Source organism: Streptomyces sp. NPDC048560 (assembly GCF_040650955.1).
GTDB lineage: Bacteria > Actinomycetota > Actinomycetes > Streptomycetales > Streptomycetaceae > Streptomyces.
On record NZ_JBEZIJ010000011.1, the window covers coordinates 139,215 to 156,219 of the forward strand.

Genomic DNA, 17,005 nt, shown 5'->3' on the forward strand with positions numbered 1-17,005 from the left:
GGGTGTGTTCAATAGGCTGCCCGGTATGACAAGTGAATTTCCGGAGATGCGTGCCTCCGACAGCGAGCGCGACCGGGTCGCCGAGCGGCTGCGCGACGCGGTGGCCGAGGGCCGGCTGGAGATGGACGAGTTCGAGCAGCGGCTCGACGCCGCGTTCAAGGCTCGTACGCACGGCGAACTGGCGCCCCTCGTCCGGGACCTCCCGGCTCCGGGATCGACTGTGGAACCCGCCGGTGCGACGTCACCGGCCACGACCGGGCGCGGCACCGGCTGGGTGGAGCGCATCGGCGGGCCCGCCACCTCGCGGGGCGGCTTCGCCTTCTGGGGCGGGTTCAACCGCAACGGCCGGTGGACGGTGGGCCGTGTGTTCACCGCTTTCACGATGTGGGGCGGCGGTCATATCGACCTGCGGCAGGCCCGTTTCGAGGACCGTGAGGTCGTCATCCGCTGTTTCACCGTCATGGGCGGGATCCAGGTCACCGTCGAGCCCGATGTGAACCTGGAGGTCGGGGGCATCGGCATCATGGGCGGTTTCGGCGAGCACTCCCCGAAGAGCGAGGAGGCCGAGCCGGTACCGGGCGCCCCGCGGGTGCGGATCGTGGGGTTCGCGCTGATGGGCGGGGTCGACGTGCAGCGCAAGTGGACCAAGGCCAAGGGCCGGAAGCCGGCCAAGGGGCTGGAGGGGTCCTGACCCCGCCCGGGGGTCCGGGCGGGGTCAGGACGCGGTGACGGGTGGGCGCCCGTCAGAGCGCGTCGGACTTCGGGGCGTTCAGCAGCTTTCCGGTGTCGATCAGGTCGGCCAGCGCCTGGTAGCCGGCGTCGGTGAGGTGGAGCCGGTCGCCGGAGTCGTACGCGGACAGGAGCCGGTTCGGCAGGTAGGGGTCGCGCACCGCCAGGTCGAAGTCCACGTACGCGTCGAAGACACCGCCCGCCCGGATCTGCTCGTTGACGGCCAGCCGTACGGCGTTGCGTTCGGGCGTCCACGTCGGGTAGCCCTCGTACGGGGTCAGGGTCGCGCCGATGACCCGCAGTCCCCGGGCGTGCGCCTGGGCTGTCAGGGAGCGGTAGCCGGCGAGGATGCGCTGCGGGTCCGGCTCCTGGGGGGCCTGCTGCACGTCGTTGATGCCGAGCGCGATGATCACGGTCTTCGCGCCGGCCACCGACAGCACGTCACGCTCGAAGCGGCTCGTGCCGCTCGGCCCGCCGAGCGGGCTGGGACCGTCGGTCAGGAGCCTGTTGCCCGCTATGCCCTGGTTGGCGACGCCGTAACGTCCGCGCAGCCGGTCGGAGAGCAGGTCGGGCCAGCGGTTGTTCGCGTCGGTGGTGGAGCCGCTGCCGGCGGCGAGCGAGTCGCCGATCACGACGATCGCTCCGGGCGTCGTCTTGTTGCGTACGTCGACTGCCGTCAGGTAGCGCCAGTTGGTGGTCCGCCAGGTACCGCGGCCGTCCGCCAGGTAGGACGTCTGGTGGGTGTTCGGGTGGAAGGTCACCGGCCCGGAGGCGCGCGGGGTGCGGAAGCTGACGACCAGGTCGGCGTCCGCGGCCACGGGCACCACGACCGCGTCGCTGACCACCTGCTTCCCTGCCGGGACGGTGACGACGGGGGCGCCCCGGAAGGTCACCGGACGGGTGTTCACGGTGACTTGGTCCACGACGAGCGGGGCCGTACCGAAAACGTTCGAAAGAGTGATGCGCGCCGCGTCGCCTCCGACACTCGTGTGCACGGTGTTGCGGATGGTGCGTCCTGGAAGGCCGCGCGCGGTGTCCGGTTCGGCGCTGACGGCTGCCGCGGTCCAGGTCGCGACCCAGGTCCCGGCGGAGTTGGCCGGCGCCGCGGGGGTACGGGCCGCCGCGTGCGGGTCGGGCTCGGGGCGGGGCCCCGGCCGGGAGCCGGCCAGGAGCGCCGTACCGAAGGCGATGGCGGCGGCGAGTGCTGCTGTGCCTGTCACAAGGGCGATGAGCAGGGCATAGCTGTGGCGCCTCGGCATGTGCGGTGTGTCTCCTCGTGAAGATCGAACTGGTCCCATGATGCGACAGGCCGACGGGAACTCGACATGCGGCCCGGGAGTAGGTGAGGTAAGGACAATGCGTACGGCACGGGGGCGACTCGTACGCGGACGGGTGGAACGCATGGACGGACGGACCGGATCCGGAGCGCACGACGCCGGGCGGGACCCAGAGGCGGACGCCGGCGGGCAGGACTCGGCGGCACACGTGGAGCAGGGAGCGGGGCAGGTGGCGAAGGCCGGTAAGCAGGCAGGGGAGTCCGGGCAGGCTGAGCCCGGTCCGGCGGTCGGCCCCGAGGCCGTCGTGGAGGCTGTTCCCGAGCCTGTTCCCGAGGCCGGGCAGGGTCCGGGCGCGGGGGCCGCAGGCGGTCCCGGTGGCACCGGGCGGCGGCGCTCCACACCGCTCGCCGCGTTCGCGTACACGGCGGCGGACGAGGAGAAGCGCCGCGGAGTACGCCGCATGAAGACCACCGCCACCGGTCTCCTCCTGCTTGTCGCGCTCGTGTACGTCCTGGCCACCTGGGCGAAGAGCGCAGGTGTGGGTGGCTGGCCGGGCTACGTCGCGGCGGCCGCCGAGGCGGGCATGGTGGGCGCGATAGCGGACTGGTTCGCCGTCACGGCGCTCTTCAGGCGCCCGCTAGGTCTGCCCATCCCCCACACCGCCATCATTCCCACGAAGAAGGATCAACTCGGGACGTCACTTGGTTCCTTCGTGGGGGAGAACTTTCTCTCCGGAGAGGTCGTTCGTGACCGAATTCACGCTCTCGGGGTCGGTGCGAGGCTCGGTGCGTGGCTGGCGGATCCGGATCACGCCGACCGGGTCACCGCCGAACTGGCCACGGCGCTGCGCGGCGCGCTGACCGTGCTGCGGGATTCCGACGTCCAGGCGGTCGTCGGCGAGGCGATCACACGGCGGGCGAACACGGCGGAGGTCGGGCCGGGGCTCGGCAAGATGCTGGAGAAGATCGTCTCCGACGGAGGTCACCGCAAGGTCGTCGATCTGGTCTGCGTGCGCGCACACGACTGGCTGGTCCTGCACGGCGATTCGGTGATGGACGCGGTGCAGGGCGGGGCGCCGGGCTGGACGCCGCGATTCGTCGACAAGCGGGTGGGGGAGCGGGTCTACAAGGAGCTGCTGCGCTTCGTGACGGAGATGCGGGACATGCCGGGGCATCCCGCGCGCGGTTCGATCGACACGTTCCTGACGGACTTCGCCGCCGACCTCCAGACGGACTCGGACACCCGGGCACGGGTGGAGCGGCTGAAGTCGGAGATCCTGGGGCGCGGCGAGGTCCAGGACGTCATCGCCTCGGCCTGGGCGTCCGTGCGCACGATGATCATCGCGGCCGCGGAGGACGAGCGGAGCGAGCTGCGGCTGCGTGCGAGGGCCTCGCTGATGTCGTTCGGCGCCCGGCTCGCGACGGACGACCGGCTGCAGGCGAAGCTGGAGGGCTGGCTGGAGGACGCGGCGGTGTATGTCGTCACGACGTACCGCTCGGAGATCACGTCGCTGATCAGCGACACCGTGGCCGGCTGGGACGCGGATCAGACGTCGAAGAAGATCGAGGCGAACATCGGCCGGGACCTGCAGTTCATCAGGATCAACGGCACGGTGGTGGGTGCGCTGGTGGGCCTGCTGATCTACACGGTGTCGCACGGACTGGGGGCCTGAGGACCGGGCCCGTACGGGGTGAGGGCCCGGAACCACGGGGCGGCGGGTGGCCCTGGGACTTCGCCTGCCCGGCAATCAGCCGCCGCCGAGCTGCGCGACCACCGCCGGGCGGGCCCGGGGAACGCTCAGACCGACGCGCGGCGCGTGACCGCCCAGGACGCGGCGGCGACGCCGCCCGCGACCGTGAACACGGCGGGCCAGGCGCCGACCTTCTTGGCGAGCGGGTGCGAACCCGCGAACGCGGCGACGTACGCGACGGTCAGACCCGCGGCGGCCCGAGGTCCGGCCTGCCGGTTCCACCCGTACGCGGCGAGCGTCCCGGCGGCGGCCAGCGCGACCCCGCCGAGCTGACGCTTCCTGGTCCACCGGGCGACCCCGTAACCCCCGACGAGCCCGCTCGCCGCCACTGCCGCTGCCGGAACCTTCACCATGGCCGTCACCTTCGCCTCTGTGTCGTCGAGCCCGCGAGCGCACTGCCCGGTCAGGCCCCGTGCCCGGGGCCGACGCGCCGCCTCGCGCATACGTATGGTCCGGTCCCATCGTACGAGGGGGGTCTCACGCGCATCCGAACCGGCTGCCGTGCTGCCGGTGGGGACGCGCGACCGCGACGACACCTGGATGCGGGACCCCACGACCACCCCCGGCGCGTCCTCCGGGATCACGAGGCGATCCGCTGAGGTCAGCCGGCCGCCGGGTACTCCGTAGCGGACACCGCGGACCGGCCCGGCCAGGCGTTCAGAGCGGTCGCCAGCTGGGCGCGTGAACGGACATCCAGCTTCTGGTAGATGCGGGTCAGGCGGGCCTCGACCGTCTTCACGCTCAGATACAGCTTGGCCGCCGCCTCCTGGTTGCTGGCTCCCTGGCCGACCAGCTGGGCCAGGCGCAGCTCCGCTTCCGTGAGGGAGGACAGGGAGTTCCCGCGCGCCGGGGACGGTTCGGCCGTACGGGACGGAGTCTCCGTGGTCAGTCCCAGCCACGGCGTCGCACCCGCCCGTTCGAAGCCGGCGGCCGCGGCCTGCAACGCGCTCTGGGCGGCCGACCGCCTGCGACGGCGGCGCTCCACCCGGGCGAGCGCGATCAGGGCCCGGCCGCGCTCCAGCGGCAGACCCGCCGCGGCGAACCGCTCGGCGGTCCTGGACAGCAGACCCGCCGCCTCGTCCGGCTTTCCGCTCGCCGCCAGGTACAGCGCGTACGCCCGGTCGCAGCCGAGCAGTACCGTCGTGAGACCGAGGCGTTCCGCGACCGGGCGGACGTCGGCGATCAGGGCCGCGGCCTCCTCCGGGGCGTCGTTCGCCAGCAGGGCCTCGGCCAGCTCCTCGTGCCAGCGCAGCATGGAGGGATCGACGGTCGACTGCGCGCGTTCGTCGGCCTGCACCCGGCGCAGGGTCTCCAGGGCGCTGGCCACGTCCCCGTTGATCAGTTGGACGCGGCCGAGCGCGTACAGGCTCCGGGGGAGGAAGACGCGGTCGCCCTCCTCGCCGGATGCCTGGACACTTCGGCGGGCGTAGCTCGCGGCGCGTTCGAAACTTCCGCCCGCCGTCTCCGCCAGCGCCAGCGCGTACCAGGCGGGCCCGGGCGAGAGCCCGGCCTCCAGGGTCAGGGCGAGGGACTGGCCGGCGTGTGCGAGGGCCGCCGCGCACCGACCCCGCCGGGCCTCGACCTCGGCGAGCGTACGGAACAGCTCGATGGCGTCCTCCACCGGGCCGCGGCGCTCGACCAGGGGGAGGAGGGCATGGGCCTGATCACGGGCGTCGTCGAGCCGGTCGTCGAACAGGGCGTGACGGATCGTCAGGATCTGTGCGGCGTTACGGATGCCGAGCGGGCGCTCGGACAGTTCCAGGGCCCGCGCCTCGGTCAGTACCGGTTCCGCGTCGGGTGAGCCGAGGACGCGCTCCATGCGCGCCTGCACGGTCAGGGCCCTGGACGCGGTCCTGCGGTCACCCACGGAACCGGCGAGCGCGGCGGACTCGACGGCCACGGCCCGGGAGCGCTGGGGATCGCCGTCGGCCAGGACGTACTTCACCGCCAGCCGGAGCTGCACCGCCGCCCGCAGCGCCGTATCGCCTTCGGAGTCCTCCATGGCGTGGACGTAGAGCTCGTCGAGGTTGCTCAGCCCCTGGCCCGCGGTGTCCAGCACCGCGAGCCGTACGCGGACGCGGTCGGCGGGAGCGGCGTCCCGGGCGAGGAGGTCGGTGGCCGCGCGCATGGCCAGGTCGGCGCGGGCCGCTCGGGCGGCCTCCTGGGAGGCGTCGACGAGCCGGGCGATCCGTCGCGCACCGTGCTGGACGGGCGTGGAGTCGGCCGCGAGGAGGGCGAGTTCGGCGGCCAGCGCGCTGTTCCCCCGGAGCCGGGCGGTGTCGGCGGCCGCCGCGACCTCCGTGGCCAGCTCCTCGTCGGGAGTGTCCGAGGCCAGGGCCCGGTGCCGTACCTCCTCGACGGGATCGTCCACGACCCGCGCCAGCGCCGCGTGACCGGCGCTGCGCTCGCTCCAGCAGGTGTCGTGCACGAGCGTCGAGGGCAGCACACCGGCGGTGAAGCCGACCGTCCCGTCCTCCTTGACGGAGACCAGGTTCGCCCGCTCGGCGGCGGCGAGGTCGGCCGAGGCGGTGGGGCGGCCGGCCCGGCGTATCAGCGTCACCGTCGGGCGCAGCGCCAGCGCGGCCAGCAGGAGTGTGGAGCGGACGGTGGGCGGAACGACGCCGAGCAGCTGCCGCGCGATCTCGCGGGCCCGCCCGGACAGCGACAGCTCCTCGGCGTGGTGCACCGGAGTGCGTGCGTCGGCGAGGGACCGGCCGACGGCGAGCGCGAGGCGGGGATTGCCGCCGCTGGCCCGGTGGATGCGGCCGGCCATCCGGGACGGCAGCCGGTGGTGGATGAGGAGCTCGGCGATCTGGTCGGCGTGCAGCGGCGGGACGAACAGGACGTCGGCCTCGGACGGCACCCACAGGGGCTCCGGGCCGGCCGCGTCCGGCTGTCGCACTCCTGGCCCCGGCGCCTCCGTCCGCGGCGCACCGGACTGCGACCAACCGGGTCCCGGGCCCGGCCCGTGGTCGGGGCTGTAGGCCTCCGGTGTCTCGACCGCGATCACCCGCAGCGCGTCCGGGGCCAGGTGGAGCGCGAAGCGCAGGAGGTCGGCACTGGCGGTGTCGATGCGCTGTACGCCGTCCACGACCAGCAGGGCGGGGCCGCGCGCGGCCAGGGTCCGCAGGATCTGGGCGAGGGCCAGCCGCAGGGCGATGGGGTCCCAGCCGCCGTCGGGGATGGGAGCCTCGCGGCACAGCATGGCGACGGCGGTCCGCTGCGGTCCCGGGAGCGCGTCGAGGATGCCTTGTGCGCCGGTCGCGACCGGCCCACCTTGTCCGGATGTGCCGCCCGGTGCGCCCGGTCCGCGTGCTCCGCCCGCTTCGGCCGGCCCGTTGGGTGTCCTCGGCGGCGGCCACGACACGCATGCCGATACGGAGGCGACGAGGGCGGCGGCGGCCGCACCCGGTATGCCGCGGTCGGTGGGGAGGGTGGGGAGCCACAGCACGGTCTCGCCGCGCGACTCGGCGCGCGCGGCGGTGGCCAGTGCGAGCTCGGTCTTGCCCACGCCGGCGGGTCCGGTGAGCAGGGCGCGCCCGCGGGTGTGAAGCACCCGTTCGAGCCGCGCGAGGAGTTCGGTCCGCCCGACCGGCGCAGGGCGGTAGGTCGCCGACGTCACGTACCCACCACCACCTTCCGGCGTGCGCGAGCCCGCTGCCCGTGCGAGAGCAGAGAATACGAAGTCGGCCTCCGCCGTCCAGGCCCGATGTCGGCATACGGACCGACCGACTGCGGGGCGCGCCCGCGGAATTATCCGCGAACACGCCCCTGACCTGCGATTATGCAGCCTGGCAGGCGTCTCAGAAGGTGAGACTCCAGGTGTCGATGTAGCCGGTGTCACCCGAGGCCACGTCGCGGACCTGCAGCTTCCAGGTGCCGTTGGCGACCTCGCTCGCCGCGTCGACCGTGTACGTCGTGATGACGTTGTCGGCGCTGTCCGAGGACGACGAGGCCTTCAGGTTGCGCACGGTGCCGTCCGGGGCGACCAGGTCGACGACCAGGTCACCGCGCCAGGTGTGCTTGATGTCCACGTCGACCTTGAGGGCGGCGGGAGCGTTGCCCGTACGACCGGTGACCGGGATCGACGAGGTGACGGTCGCGTTGTCGGAGATCGTCACGTTCGTCGCGTTGCTGAACGTCGTGCCGCCGGGGACCGGGCCGGTGCCGGTGACGGCGTTCACGGTCTTGGTCGCGTCGGCGATACCGGAGCCGCAGCCGCCGGTGCAGGTGCCGGGCAGCGGACGGGCGTTGCTCTTGATCGCGCCCTCGATCTCGGCCGGGGTCAGGGTGCTCTTGGCCGACTTGAGCAGCGCGGCGAGGCCGGCGATGTGCGGGGCGGCCATCGAAGTGCCCTGGTAGGGCTTGTAGTTCTCCGCCGACTGCGTGGTGGTACCGGAGTTCAGCGTGGAGAGGATGCCGTTCTCGGGGGTGGTGATGGTGCCCGGTGTGTCAGTGGCGCGGCGGGTCTCGCCACCGGGGGCGGAGACGTCGATGATGCTGCCGTAGTTCGAGTAGAACGAACGGTTGCCCTCACGGCTGGTGGACGCCACGTTGATGACACCGGCGCAGTTGGCGGGTGTGAAGCCGGAGGCGTTGGCGTTGCTGTTGCCGGCCGCGACGACCACGGTGGTGCCGCGCGACACGGCGCCGTTGATGGCGGTCTGGTAGACGCTGGGGCAGGTGGAGCTGGCGCCGCCGAGGCTCAGGTTGATGACCTTGGACGGGGTCGCGTTCGCCGCGACGCCCGGGACGGTGCCGCCGGACGCCCAGGTGATGGCGTCGGCGATGTCCGAGGAGGAGCCGCCGCACTTGCCGAGCACACGCACGGGCTGGATCTTCGCGCTGTACGCGATACCGGCGATGCCCTTGCTGTTGTTGGCGGTCGCGCCGATCGTGCCTGCGACGTGCGTGCCGTGCCAGGAGGAGTTGCTCGCCGTGGAACCGGTGCCGCACTCGCCCGCGGTGGCGTTCCAGTCGCCCTCGTCCTTGGCGTCGCTGTCGCGGCCGTTGCCGTCACGGGCGTCGGCGGAGGAGGAGATGAAGTCGTATCCGGAGACGACGTTGGCGGCCAGGTCCGTGTGGGCGGCGTAGCCGGTGTCGATGACGGCCACGGTGACACCGGTGCCGGTGCCCTTGTCCCAGGCGCCGGGGACGTTCATGCCACCGGTGGCCTCGAACAGGTCCCACTGCTTGGCGTAGTCGGTGTCGTTGGGGGTGACAGCCATCGCGTAGGCGCGGATGTCGGGCTCCACGGACGCGACCGACGGGTCGGCGCGGAAGGCGGCCATGACGTCGGCGACGTCCTTCTTGGACGTCTCGCCACCGAGGTCGACCAGGGCGGCGCCGCCCGCGAGGCGGCGCTCGAACGACAGGCTCTCGCCGGTCTCCTCGGCCTTGGCGGCCGCGTCGCTCCTGGCGGCGGCGTTCGAACCGGCCTCGGCCGCCTTGGACTTGTAGGTGACGATGACGTCCTCGACCGGCGCGGTCGGCAGCGCGGTCATGGCCTGCGAAGCCGGGACCGGCTTCGGCGAGGGGCCCGCCGGGGCGGCGGCGAGCGCCACGGAGGAGGTGGCAACGACACCGGCGATCGTGGCGGTCGCGGCCACGAGGGATATGAGTCTCCGCCTGGAACCGTTCAAGGTGTGCCCTTTCAATGACTACTCGTGCGGAGCGCGGCGGTCGGCGCGGGAGCCGCGGTGCAGCGTGGGGGCTGCGGGTCCGCGGTTCCTGGGAGGGGTCGCCCGTGCGCCGCCGTCGACGCCACGGCCCTGGGTCAAGGCCGCCACCGGCGTAACCCACGCTTTACATGCACCTGACAGTTAAGAGTCAGGGATGTTCAGCGGATGGGATCCACCGGTGCGGCAGACAGTAGGGAAAGGCGAGATGAACCCGATACGGGGAAAACCCTTGTCCCCCGCGCGGGGGTCGGGAGGGGGCCCTCGCGGGGCCGGGTCCGGGCGGGCGGAACGAACGTCCGGTGGCGCGCACGCAGGTCAGCGAGGCGGGGCGGCCCGGGCGGCCCCGTGGGCTCGGCGGCCGGCGGGCCGCTTGCCCACCGGGCGCGGTGCGTGACCCGGCTGACCGGGGCGTGGCGGGTGTGGCGCGGCCCCTGCCGGGCGCACTGGGCAAGCGGGCGCCCGGGTATGCGTAACTCCCGCCGGACGCCGGACGCCGGACGCCGGACGCCGGACGCCGAGTGCTGGGCGCCGGGCGCTGGACGCGGGACGCGGGACGCCGGACGCCGGACGCCGAGTGCTGGGCGCCGGACGCGGGATGCCGGATGCCGGGCGCCGGATGCCGGGCGGCCCCACCCCGGGGCGTCCCCGCCGTCAGTCGACGAGCGTCTGTGTCAGCTCACTGCGCGACGAGTTGTGGACGACGCGGGCGAGTGCCCCGTTGACGAGCGGCAGGTACGGCGGGACGTGACCGCACTCGACGTCGGCGATGATGGGCACACCCAGGGATCCGAGGGCGTCCATTACGGCCTCGTGCTGGGTGAGCGAGGGCGCGTCCGGCGCCGAAGTCCGTCCCACGAGAACCGCGTTGGCGCCTGAGAAGAACCCGGCCAGCTTCATCCCGTGGAGTGTCCGGCAGATCGTGAGGGCATCGTGCTCCACCGCCTCGACGTACACGAGTGTCCCCTCGGGGGCGTGGTCGCGGGCGAACGACGCGACGTCGCCGTACGGCGTGCCCGCCACGTGCGACACGATCTCGGTACAACCGCCGATGAGCCGCCCGGAGACGTCCACCTCGCCGTCCGCGTCCAGCCTGGTCCACGTTCCCGGGGTGTCGAGCGTGTACTCGCTGACCTCAGGATCCGCCTGGAAGTCGTCCCAGCCCGCGGTCCAGTGGCGCCCAGGCGGTATCTGCGCGAACCGGCTCCCCGCGGGCAGGGCGACGATGTCCAGCCAGGACGACAGCCCTTCGGGCACCCGGTAGGGCGTGTCCATGAGGTTGTTGCCGTGCACGGTCGCGACCCCGGTGAGCAGGGTGAGCGGTGTGATGAGGGTCGACATGTCCGAGTACCCGACGACCCAGGTGGGCTCGGCGTTCCGCAGCCGCTCCCAGTCGAGCAGCGGCAGCAGGTCGATCGCGGTCTCGCCGCCCCACGGTGGTACGACGGCCCTGATCCCGGGATCGGTCAGCATCCCCGTCAACTCCCGCGCACGCTCCGCGGCAGGAGCGCTGACATGCCCGGCACCGTCCATGCACCGGCCGACGACGACCTCGTACCCGCGCGCCTCCACTTCCCGTACGGCGACGTCGAGACGCCCGCGCAATTCCTTCGGCACACCGCTGGAGGGCGAGGTGACGCCGATGCGGTCACCGGGGCGGAGGGGGCGCGGGTATCGAATAGACATGCGGGGATTCTGGCAGGGCGCACGTGGGGACGGCACCGATTTTCCGCGTGCGCCGGCCCGCACCACATGTGCGGGCCGCGCAACGCGGTCGGCAAGGTACTGAGGGCGCCCGGATGCACACCTGACTCCGGCAGCGGTGTGCGAGGAGGAGGGCGCCCAGCACGCTGAACGGGCTTGGTAGACACCCTGTCACCGCACCTGGCCGCCCTGCAGCCCCGTCGCGTATGCCAGCGGGGGTGCGATCGACTGGGCGTCGGCTCCCTCGGCCACCCAGAGTCCGATCAGCAGCGCGGCCGTGGCCTCGACCAGCCCGGCCCGTTCGAGACCACCGGCGGCGAACGGTTCGCATCCGACGTCCTTCACCAGCTCCCTCACGCGTACGAGTGCCTCCTCCTCGTCGCCGCAGAGCGGCACCGCGAGCGGGCGGCCGTCGAAGACCGGCGGGTCCATGCGCCACACGTCCTCGTGGCACAGGTTGAATGCCTTCACCACGTGAGCCCCGGGCGCCGCGGCGGCCAGCCGCTGGGCAGCCGAGGGGCCACCGTCCGTGAGCAGCGTGAACCCCGGGCCGACCGGGTTGCCGCAGTCGATCAACACCCGCCCGTCCAGGACGTCCCGCACCTCACGGACGACCTCGGCCCCGGCTCCGTACGGCAGGGCGGCCAGTGCCACGTCTCCGTATGCGGCGGCCGTTCTCAAACTGCCGTGCCCCGCCGCACCGATCCGCTCGGCGAGCGCCGCCGCCTTCGCCGCGTCCCGCCCTCCGACCACTACCTCATGCCCTGCCCGCACCCAGTGCGTGGCGAGCGCGTCCGCCATGTTTCCCGTGCCGAGTACGCCGATCCTCATCGTCGAGCTCCCCTGCGTTCCGTCGGTCCATGTGACCTGTCGGAGAGACATTAGGAGGGGCCTCAGGCACCATTCGGTAAGTGACGACCGACCACTTCCTCGCGGATTGCCGCGCCCGACTCGCCTTCGATCTGCTCTCCAACACGTGGAACGCGGTGCTGCTGTGGGCATTGCGAGAGGGGCCGCGCCGCCCTGGTGAGCTGCGGGAGCGGATCGGCGGCATCAGCCCCAAGGTCCTCACCGAGACGCTGCGGCGCCTGGAGTTCAACGGCCTCGTCGTACGACAGTCGTACGACGAATCGCCGCCCCGCGTCGAGTACGGACTGACCGCCTTGGGGGAGACCTTGCTGACCCCGATCGACGCGTTCGGTATGTGGGCCTTCGAGCACGGCGATGAGGTCATGGCGGCCCGGGACACGAACGCGGACGCATCGCGTCCCCAGGCCCGGGGAGCCTGATCCGGGGCACACCCTGTGGCGGCCTCGGTTCGCGTGGATCCAGCGGCGGAGGAAGGCTGACTGGGCGGGCACGGAGGCCAGTGCTTACGGCCTTGCGGATGCAGCGTTGCGTACAACGCGCTGGACGCTCCACAAGGGAGCCCGCAACGGCAGTTGGGGGTGGGAGGGGACAGGGATGGGGAGGAGTGGATCATGCCTGCCCCGACGAATGCCGATGTCAGGAAGATCGACCACATCAAGCGCCGCCAGCGGAGCCTGGCCACCCACCGGCAGCTCCAGGCCGCCGGCCTGCACAGAAGCACGATCAGACGCCGCTGCGAACCGGGCGGCCCCTGGCAACGGCTGCTGCCCCGGGTGACGTTGATACAGGCGGGCGACCCCGACCCGTACCAGCGCGTTCTGGCGGCGGTCCTCTACGCGGCGGACCCGGACTCCGACCCACTGTCCGGAGCGACGGCCGCGGTGACGGGCGAGGCCGCGCTGTCCCTCTACGGGGTACGCGGCACGGGCAGCGGGACGGTGGATGTGCTGCTCGGCGAGGCACGCAGGGTGCGGGACGTGGCGTACGTGCGCGTCCGCCGCACCCGGCGCCGGCCGCCCACCCTGCTCCTGGAGGGAGTGCCGTGCGTCCGCAGACCGCGCGCGGCGGCGGACTTCGTCGCCCGCGAGGCGTCCCCCGAGCGCGTACGAGCGGTCCTGGCGAACGCCGTCCAGGCAGGCCGCTGCGACCCGCGGGACCTCCTCGCGGAACTCCGCGCGGGCCATGTCCTGCGCGGTGAACCGGTACGCGCGGCAGCGGAGGAACTCCTCGTGGGCGTCCGCTCGATCGAGGAGGGCCGCGCCCGCGACGTACTGCGCGCGGCCGGAGTCCCGGACGCCCTGTGGAATCCCACGCTCCTCACCAAGGACGGCATCTTCCTGGCGGTCCCGGACGCGTACTGGCCGCGCGAGGGCGTCGCCCTGGAGGTCGACTCCGAGGAATTCCACCTGGGCGTGAACGAATACCGCGCCACCCTCCTCCGCCGCCTGAAACTGGAGGCCCACGGAGTCGAGGTGGTGAGCGTGGCCCCCGCACTGGTACGGGACCACCCGTCGGAGGTGGTGGCCGCGATCCTCGCCAAGCTACGACTGGGCGCTGGCCGCAGGGAACCGATTTCGGTGGTGGTACGGGGTTAGGGGAGGTCGGGCCCTACGCCCGCAGGCCGGACACGAACTCCGCCCAGGCGCCGGACTGTACGGAGATATGGGCCCCTTCGGGGCGCCGAGACCAGGAGTACGCCTCGAAGTCCCGTTCGCATGGCGGGAGATGGAAACGGTGCTGTACGGTGACGAGACGTTACGCTCTGTGTGCACATGCGCACATGGTGCGGCCCCCGGCGGTGCTGTAACACCATCCGAGGGCCTTCATCACCAGTGGAAGAGACCCACCGGAAATGCTCCGTCATGTTATCGCTCCGTCTGCGTTCTACACGAAGGCGTCGAACGAGGTCGTCCGTCACAAGCGTCTGAACAGCGACGCGAAAATCCTCGTGCTGTACGTCCAGGGTCTCCCTGGGGAGTGCGCCTGTAAGCCCCTGGGCGAGCTGGCCGAGAAGCTGGAGATCAAGGGGCGCGCCTACCAGAAGGCCAAGCGGCAGCTGATCGCCAACGGGTACGTGCACGAGTGGCGGAGTCAGGGTGACGGGGGCCGCTGGGTCACTCATCAGCTGATCTCGAACGAGCCGCTCACGACCGCACAGGCAAGGTCCTTGCGGGAGGATCCGCCCGCACCTCCGCCGCCGGGTGCACGGTTTCCGGCGGTCGGTGTGCCGACCGGCCGGAGGGCCGGTGGTTATAAACCTGTAGAAGACCACAGTGATAAGACCACTCCCCACCCACCCTCCGAAGCGGAGCCGAAGGCGTCGCCGGAGCCGACTGATCTGCGCTCGGCGTCGACGCAGTCCCCCATCTCGGCTGATCCGGCTCCGGCACCAGCTCCAGCTCCGGCCCCGACACCGCCCTCGACCCCGGCCGACCCGGTTCGAACCCTCCAACTGGCCCGAGCCGAACGGGTTCTGCTCTCCCTGCGCCACTCGCGCCGCGAACTGCATCTGGGTGTCGGCGAGGCCCGGGCTCTGGCCGTCGAGGCGGTCAAGTGGCTGGAGCGTGGCCTGAGTGCGTCCGACTTACGGCAGGCGATGCTCGCCGAACGCCCTGAGAACGGTGTGCACTCGGCGGTCGGCTTCCTGCGCTACCGCCTCATCCACAAACTTCCCGAGGACCCGGCACCGCCTGCGCCGCAGCTCGCGCTGCCGGCGCCGCTCGCCCGCGAGCTGATCATGTGCAAGGGGGCGGGCGACGAGCACCTCTTCCGACCACTGGGCGACGAGCACCTCTTCCGACCACTGGGCGACGAGACGGAATGCGCGGAGTGCCGCCGGGCCTCTGCCTACGCGGCTTGGCATCCCATCCCCCGGCCGCCCGAGGAGCCTGATCCGGGGCACATCCCGTGGCGGGACCGGTTCGCGCGGATTCAGACGGCAGAAGCCTGACCGAGGGAGCGGCGAGGCCAAGTCCGCTCAGCCTTGCGGATGCTGCGTTGCGTCGAGCGCGCCACGGGATCCGTAAGGGAGTCTGCACCGGCTGATGGGGGTGGCCGGCTTCAGGGGGCCTCGTCTGCCACCCCGGGGATTACCGACCGAGCTGCTGGTGCCGTACTGCGGAGAGGAACCCTGCCCACGACGGCCGGCGGAACATCAGCATCGGCCCGTCAGGGACCTTCGAGTCCCGGACGGCGGTGGCCCGGGGGAGATGGGCGGCCTCAAGGCACTCAGTCGTGTTCGCGCCGCTGTACGACGACTTGAACCAGTTGAGAGACCTGTGGGAGGGAAGAACCGAAGGCATTACATCTCCTTGCGAACGCGCTCGATCAAGGCCGACGATGTGGCCATGTCCAACGCTTGTGCACGCAGGTAGTCGAACGCAAGTCTGTATCGGGCGAGCTCTTCGTCCTTCTCCATGAAGAGTGATCCGACATGTAGGTCGACGTACACGACATCCAGGCTCGCCTCGACTCCGCCCAGAATCACGAAACTTCCCAACGCCGCACCGTGAGCACCCTTGGAGAACGGCAGGACCTGCAAGGTGATGTGCGGCGAGTTGTTGGCTGCCAGCAGGTGGTCCAGCTGATCGCGCATGACGTCGGGTGATCCGACGACGCGCCGGATCACCGACTCGTCGAGGATCGCCCACAGGTGGGGCGGCTCGGGCCGGCTCAGGATCGCCTGGCGCTTCATGCGGATATCCACGAGACGCTGGATCTCCTCCGGCGCCAGGCGCATCTCGCTGGCTCCTTGAATCGCCGTGCTGTAGTTCCGGGTCTGGAGCAGGCCGGGCACATAGGTGCAGGAGAAGTGGTCCTCGCGCACGGCTTCGTCCTCAAGCGTCAGCAGGAGACTCATGTCGGCGGGGATGGAGTCGGTGTACGGGCCCCACCAGCCCTGCTGCTTGGCGTCCTTCGCCAGGGCGACCACGGCGGACAGTTCGGCTTCGCTGGCGTCGTACTGCCGGCAGAGCGCGTCGGCGATGGGCCACTTCACCGGCCCTTCCTGGGTCTCGTAACGGCTGACGGTGGCCTTGGAGATCCCGACGAGCCGCCCGGCCTCTTCCAGCGTCATGCCCTTCCGTGCGCGCAACTTGCGCATCATCGCGCCTAGCTGACGGCGTCGTGTCGTGGTCCTGACGGACATGAACGGGAGCCTTTCGTTCCGTGCCATACGTCGCGGCCGGGTCAACAAGGCTATGCATGAGGCGAGTTAAGGGTGCCCGGATTCACCCGATCGATTCTGGTGAGAAGTTCCACGGTGAGACTTCTTGCTGCCATACTCGCAAATATGGCCACTCAGCGCAGCCGTATCGACACGGCGTGTGCATGGCTGATGTGGCGCCGGAAGGAGAGTGCATGTCCGGACACGACACCAGTTCGCAACTCCGCAGTGTGTTGCCGTTCGAGGCCGAGCCGGCAGCGGTTCGGGACCTGCGGAGAGCCGTCAGAGGGCAGCTCACGGCGTGGTCCTTGCCGGCCTTCGCCGACGAAGCCGAGCTTGCTGTGAGTGAGCTGGCGGCCAACGTCATCAAGCATGTGGGAAGAGGTTCCGCGGCCACGCTGGTGCTGGAAGCAGCTGGGGGCCGTCTCCGCGTCGAGCTCCACGACAGGAGCTTCCGCGTGCCTGTCCTCAGCTCGGCGGCCTGCGACGAAGAGTGCGGCCGGGGTCTTCACCTGCTTGCCGGCATGGCCCTCGACTGGGGCACGCTGCTGACCGCCACGGGCAAAGCGGTGTGGTGCGAGCTGTCGGCAGACCCGGAGCTGCGGTGCAGGCGGGTGCAACGGGCCGAAGCGGCGCTCGCGAACTACCGACGAGAGCTCGGAGCTCCCCTCCTGCAAAGCCGCTCGGCCCAGATCCTCGAGGAGTCCGCGACCGACCTCATTGCGGATCTCCTTCACTGGGTCTCCGCCAAGGGCGGCGACCCGGACGGCCTGCTGGACCGGGCACAGATGCACTACGAGGCCGAGACGGCCTGAGCTGGGAATAGCGCTCG

14 protein-coding genes are annotated in these 17,005 nt (G+C 71.5%); 6 read left to right on the top strand and 8 right to left on the bottom strand.

Annotation, left to right across the window (positions count from 1 at the left end):
- Positions 1-46 precede the first annotated feature (46 nt).
- Positions 47-691 (top strand): DUF1707 domain-containing protein, encoded by a 645-nt coding sequence (locus AB0C82_RS27690; protein WP_362847226.1) that lies wholly within the window; start codon positions 47-49, stop codon positions 689-691.
- A gap of 52 nt (positions 692-743) precedes the next feature.
- On the opposite strand, the gene AB0C82_RS27695 is transcribed toward AB0C82_RS27690, so the two are convergent.
- Positions 744-1,988 (bottom strand): SGNH/GDSL hydrolase family protein, encoded by a 1,245-nt coding sequence (locus AB0C82_RS27695; protein ID WP_362846882.1) that lies wholly within the window; start codon positions 1,986-1,988, stop codon positions 744-746.
- Between the two features lie 97 nt (positions 1,989-2,085).
- Between AB0C82_RS27695 and AB0C82_RS27700 the strand changes: the two genes are divergently transcribed.
- Complete coding sequence (locus tag AB0C82_RS27700; RefSeq protein WP_362846884.1) at positions 2,086-3,678, top strand: DUF445 domain-containing protein; 1,593 nt, start codon at positions 2,086-2,088, stop codon at positions 3,676-3,678.
- A 125-nt stretch (positions 3,679-3,803) separates the two neighbouring features.
- On the opposite strand, the gene AB0C82_RS27705 is transcribed toward AB0C82_RS27700, so the two are convergent.
- The 5 genes from AB0C82_RS27705 to AB0C82_RS27725 form a co-directional block, all read right to left on the bottom strand.
- Positions 3,804-4,109 carry a hypothetical protein gene (locus tag AB0C82_RS27705; protein WP_362846886.1) on the bottom strand — a complete coding sequence of 102 codons (306 nt, stop codon included), beginning with the start codon at positions 4,107-4,109 and terminating at the stop codon, positions 3,804-3,806.
- Positions 4,110-4,357: 248 nt separating this feature from the next.
- Positions 4,358-7,378: an AAA family ATPase gene (locus AB0C82_RS27710; protein WP_362846888.1), complete on the bottom strand. Its 3,021-nt coding sequence runs from the start codon at positions 7,376-7,378 to the stop codon at positions 4,358-4,360.
- A 181-nt stretch (positions 7,379-7,559) separates the two neighbouring features.
- Positions 7,560-9,365, bottom strand: coding sequence for a S8 family serine peptidase (locus tag AB0C82_RS27715; protein WP_362846890.1), 1,806 nt, complete (start codon positions 9,363-9,365; stop codon positions 7,560-7,562).
- 723 nt (positions 9,366-10,088) lie between these two features.
- Positions 10,089-11,120 carry a S66 peptidase family protein gene (locus AB0C82_RS27720; protein WP_362846892.1) on the bottom strand — a complete coding sequence of 344 codons (1,032 nt, stop codon included), beginning with the start codon at positions 11,118-11,120 and terminating at the stop codon, positions 10,089-10,091.
- Positions 11,121-11,309: 189 nt separating this feature from the next.
- Positions 11,310-11,969: an NAD(P)-binding domain-containing protein gene (locus tag AB0C82_RS27725; protein WP_362846894.1), complete on the bottom strand. Its 660-nt coding sequence runs from the start codon at positions 11,967-11,969 to the stop codon at positions 11,310-11,312.
- 80 nt (positions 11,970-12,049) lie between these two features.
- Here AB0C82_RS27725 and AB0C82_RS27730 point away from each other — a divergent pair, with 80 nt between their 5' ends.
- The 3 genes from AB0C82_RS27730 (at position 12,050) to AB0C82_RS27740 (ending at position 14,958) form a co-directional block, all read left to right on the top strand.
- A complete protein-coding gene (locus tag AB0C82_RS27730; protein WP_362846896.1) occupies positions 12,050-12,427 on the top strand; it encodes a helix-turn-helix domain-containing protein in 378 nt (125 codons plus the stop codon).
- Between the two features lie 192 nt (positions 12,428-12,619).
- The gene (locus tag AB0C82_RS27735; protein WP_362846898.1) at positions 12,620-13,603 is read left to right on the top strand and encodes a hypothetical protein; all 984 of its coding nucleotides are present in this window, start codon (positions 12,620-12,622) and stop codon (positions 13,601-13,603) included.
- A 257-nt stretch (positions 13,604-13,860) separates the two neighbouring features.
- Complete coding sequence (locus AB0C82_RS27740; protein WP_362846900.1) at positions 13,861-14,958, top strand: hypothetical protein; 1,098 nt, start codon at positions 13,861-13,863, stop codon at positions 14,956-14,958.
- A 139-nt stretch (positions 14,959-15,097) separates the two neighbouring features.
- On the opposite strand, the gene AB0C82_RS27745 is transcribed toward AB0C82_RS27740, so the two are convergent.
- Both AB0C82_RS27745 and AB0C82_RS27750 read right to left on the bottom strand, forming a co-directional pair.
- Complete coding sequence (locus AB0C82_RS27745) at positions 15,098-15,310, bottom strand: DUF397 domain-containing protein (protein ID WP_362846902.1); 213 nt, start codon at positions 15,308-15,310, stop codon at positions 15,098-15,100.
- Complete coding sequence (locus AB0C82_RS27750; RefSeq protein ID WP_362846904.1) at positions 15,310-16,155, bottom strand: helix-turn-helix transcriptional regulator; 846 nt, start codon at positions 16,153-16,155, stop codon at positions 15,310-15,312. The genes AB0C82_RS27745 and AB0C82_RS27750 overlap by 1 nt, the downstream gene beginning before the upstream one ends.
- 212 nt (positions 16,156-16,367) lie before the next feature.
- Here AB0C82_RS27750 and AB0C82_RS27755 point away from each other — a divergent pair, with 212 nt between their 5' ends.
- A complete protein-coding gene (locus AB0C82_RS27755) occupies positions 16,368-16,988 on the top strand; it encodes an ATP-binding protein (protein WP_362846906.1) in 621 nt (206 codons plus the stop codon).
- Positions 16,989-17,005 lie beyond the last annotated feature (17 nt).